Annotated in this window: 2 protein-coding genes, 1 tRNA gene and 1 pseudogene; all 4 read left to right on the top strand. The window is 56.6% G+C overall.

What is annotated here, in order from left to right; genetic code table 11:
* Positions 1 to 364, top strand: a pseudogene (locus tag IK012_RS11435) (UDP-N-acetylmuramoyl-L-alanine--D-glutamate ligase); the annotation flags it as partial.
* Positions 365 to 454: 90 nt separating this feature from the next.
* A tRNA-Leu gene (locus tag IK012_RS11430) sits at positions 455 to 538 on the top strand.
* Between the two features lie 170 nt (positions 539 to 708).
* The gene (locus IK012_RS11425; RefSeq protein ID WP_290954615.1) at positions 709 to 2,229 is read left to right on the top strand and encodes a hypothetical protein; all 1,521 of its coding nucleotides are present in this window, start codon (positions 709 to 711) and stop codon (positions 2,227 to 2,229) included.
* Positions 2,230 to 2,328: 99 nt separating this feature from the next.
* The coding region (gene tgt, locus IK012_RS11420) for a tRNA guanosine(34) transglycosylase Tgt (protein WP_290954612.1) at positions 2,329 to 3,446 on the top strand (1,118 nt) is incomplete at its 3' end.

Raw genomic sequence — 3,446 nt, 5'->3', positions numbered from 1 at the left:
GACGATCGCCGCTACGGCCAGCATGACGCGCCCCTTCGCGCTCATCCTCGGCGGCTCCGAGAAGAACGCGGACTTCACCGAACTTTCGAACATCCTCGTGAAGGAACGCCCGAACCTCAAGCGCATTGCGCTCATCGGCGCCACAGCAGAACGCATGCTCGAATCGCTTAAGCAGGCCGGGCTGGAATCCGCGGGTATCGCGGCAAAGATCTTTCCCACTCTCGAGGAAGCCTTCGCCGACAGCCTCTCCATCGGCAAGGGCGGGACCGTCATCATGAGCCCCGCCTGCGCCAGCTTCGGGCTGTTCAAGAACTACAAGGTCCGCGGCCAGGTCTTCGACAAGCTGGTGGAAGAAGTCCGATAAAAAAGCGATTTTTTTCAAAAAAAATGCGCCGGACCCCTTTACAAAGGAACCACTTTTAGTTAAATTTGTTGCCGTTCCGCTAAGGACCACGCGGTCGTGGTGGAATTGGTAGACACGCTAGCTTGAGGTGCTAGTGGGAGCGATCCCATGACAGTTCAAGTCTGTCCGACCGCAGAAAGAAACCCAGTCGCAAGACTGGGTTTTCTTTTTTTTCGCAATTTTCCCTTCATTTGATACAAAAAAGATACATAATCAGGCCTTTTTCAAGAAAAAAAGGTCCGAACGGGGGCAACCCAAGTTAAATTTACAAAAGACAAACAATAAACCCCTCACAGGAGTATCAAATGAAAAAAATGACACTCTCCGCAATCGTCCTCGGCCTCGCCGCCGCTGGCGCATTTGCCCAAGCTCAACCGGCTGCAGCTCCTGCCGCAGCCACCACCGAACAGACTGCCGACGACGCCAAGAAGGCTGAAGAGGCCAAGGCCGCTGAAGAAGCTAAGAAGGCAGAAGAGGCCAAGGCTGCCGAAGAAGCTAAGAAGGCCGAAGAGGCCAAGGCTGCCGAAGAAGCCAAGAAGGCCGAAGAGGCCAAGGCTGCCGAAGAAGCTAAGAAGGCCGAAGAGGCCAAGGCCGCCGAAGAAGCTAAGAAGGCCGAAGAGGCCAAGGCCGCTGAAGAAGCAAAGGCAGACGATTCCAAGCCGGCCGAAAACACCAATCCGGCTGAAGTCGCGAACGCCGCCGGCAACGCATTCAGCATGCTCAAGTCCAGCCTGAGCGAAGCCACCTCCGCCGCCAACATGGAAGTGAAGTTCTCCGGCTATGTCGAATTTGACGCCTACACCGGTGACCTTTTCAACGACAAGGACGTGAACCACAATTACTGGACAACCTATGACTTCAACGTCGACGTGAAGTTCAACGACAAATGGTCCGCACACGCAGGCATCGAAGGTGACGAAGGCAACGCCATCCCGGGCATTCACTACAGCGGCGCATTTATCCAATACAAGCCGGCCGATTTCTTTGGCATCAAGTTCGGCGACCTGACCTTCTCGGAAGGCGCATTCCAGGCCTACTACGGCTATGACGATCCGACCTACTACGCCGCCGGCATGAAGGAACACGACATCCGCGGTCTCCAAATCGATCTCGCCGGTCTTGAACTCGGCATCGGATTGGGCCGTGGCGGCAACGACCGCTGCGACAACGATGACTGCAAGGTCTACAACGCCCACGTCGCCTACGAATTCGACTACGCCGGCCAGCACCTCCGTCCGTTCTTCGACTACAAGAGCTATCAGGAAGAAGAACATAACGAACTGCACACCGGTATTGACGCAGGCCTTTCCATCGGCGGATTCGCATTCCGCGCCGTGTACGGCTTCCATGCCGATTACCTCGCCGACAGCAAGGATGTAGACCCGAATGCCGACATGACCTCCGTCGCGCACACCATCTTGGCTGAACCCACCTTCGACGTGGCCATGTTCCAGATCAAGACGAGCTTCTTCATCGCCTTCATCGGTGAGAACGACCGCAACGAGATTGAAGGCCAGGACATCACCACATACGATCCCGTCCACCAGGAAAACGACTTCGAAATTCCGGAATACATGTTCGCCTACATCGAACCCGCGATCAAGCTTGGCGGCTTCATGAAGTTGGGCATCCCTGTTGAATTCCACACCAACACCCTCGACAGCGACAAGGATGGCACCAAGACAATCGATCTCGGCGCCCGCCTCTACCTCACTCCGGTCGAGCACCTCAACATGACCGCCTTCGGCATGCTCGACATTCCGGTCGGCGAGAACGAAGACAAGGTCGGCTTCAAGCTCGGCTTCGAAACCGCCTTCGACTTCTAATCGAAAAGATTCCTAATTCAAAAACCGCCGGGCGCATACCCGACGGTTTCTTTTTTTTCATAGAGAAAAGCTCCGAGCATTTTTCTAACTTTAGCAACAATGAACCGTTTCGAACTTTTAAAGACTTCAAAGAAATCGAAAGCGCGCCTGGGCGTGGTCCATACCGACCACGGCGACGTGACGACCCCCATCTTTATGCCCGTGGGCACCGAAGCGACCGTGAAGGCCGTGACACCCGCCCAGCTCAAGGACATCAAGGCGGAAATCATCCTCGCGAACACGTACCACCTGTACCTGCGCCCGACCACGCCCCGCATCGCAAAAGCGGGCGGCATCCACAAGTTCATGGCCTGGGACGGCCCGGTGCTCACGGACAGCGGTGGATTCCAGGTGTGGAGCCTGAAGGACTTGCGCAAGATTACACCGGAAGGCGTCGAGTTCAGAAGCATACTTGACGGTTCAAAACACTTTTTCAGCCCCGCGAGCGTGATGAATGCGCAACGAGAAATCGGCGCCGACATCATCATGGCGCTCGACGAATGCACGCCTTTCCCGAGCACCGCAAAAGAAGCGGAACACAGCCTCAAGTTTACGCTCAAGTGGACAGCCGAAGCGATGCAGTGGCTCAAGGAGCACCCGCCCATCCACGGGTACGACCAGCAGTTCTTCGGGATTATCCAGGGCGGCATGCACAAGAACCTGCGCAAACAGGCCATCGAGCGCATCGCGGAACTCGGGCCCGACGGATTTGCGATGGGAGGTCTCTCCGTAGGCGAACCCACCGAGACGATGTACGAGATTGCGGACTTCTGCACCGACATTCTGCCGCAGGACCACGCCCGTTACGTGATGGGCGTGGGCACGCCGTGGAACCTGCTGGAGCTCATCGAGCGCGGCGTGGACATGTGCGACTGCGTGATGCCCACGCGCAACGCCCGCAACGGCATGCTGTTCACGAGCGAAGGCGTGTTGCGCTACAAGGCAGCCCGCCATGCCGAGGAATTCGACAAGCCGGTGGACCCCAACTGTGACTGTTACTGCTGCAGGAACTTCAGCCGCGCGTACCTGCGCCACCTGCACCACGCCGGAGAATCCCTCGGGTTCACACTGGCGAGCATCCACAACCTGCACTTCTACCTGCACCTGATGCGCGAAGCCAAGCAGCATATCGCTGACGACACGTTTGAAGAATGGAAAAAGGAGAAGTGCGAAATACT

The organism is Fibrobacter sp. (genome assembly GCF_017551775.1).
Taxonomy (GTDB): Bacteria; Fibrobacterota; Fibrobacteria; order Fibrobacterales; family Fibrobacteraceae; genus Fibrobacter.
Note: the sequence above shows the minus strand (reverse complement) of the source record. Positions and strands in the feature narration are given on the sequence as shown.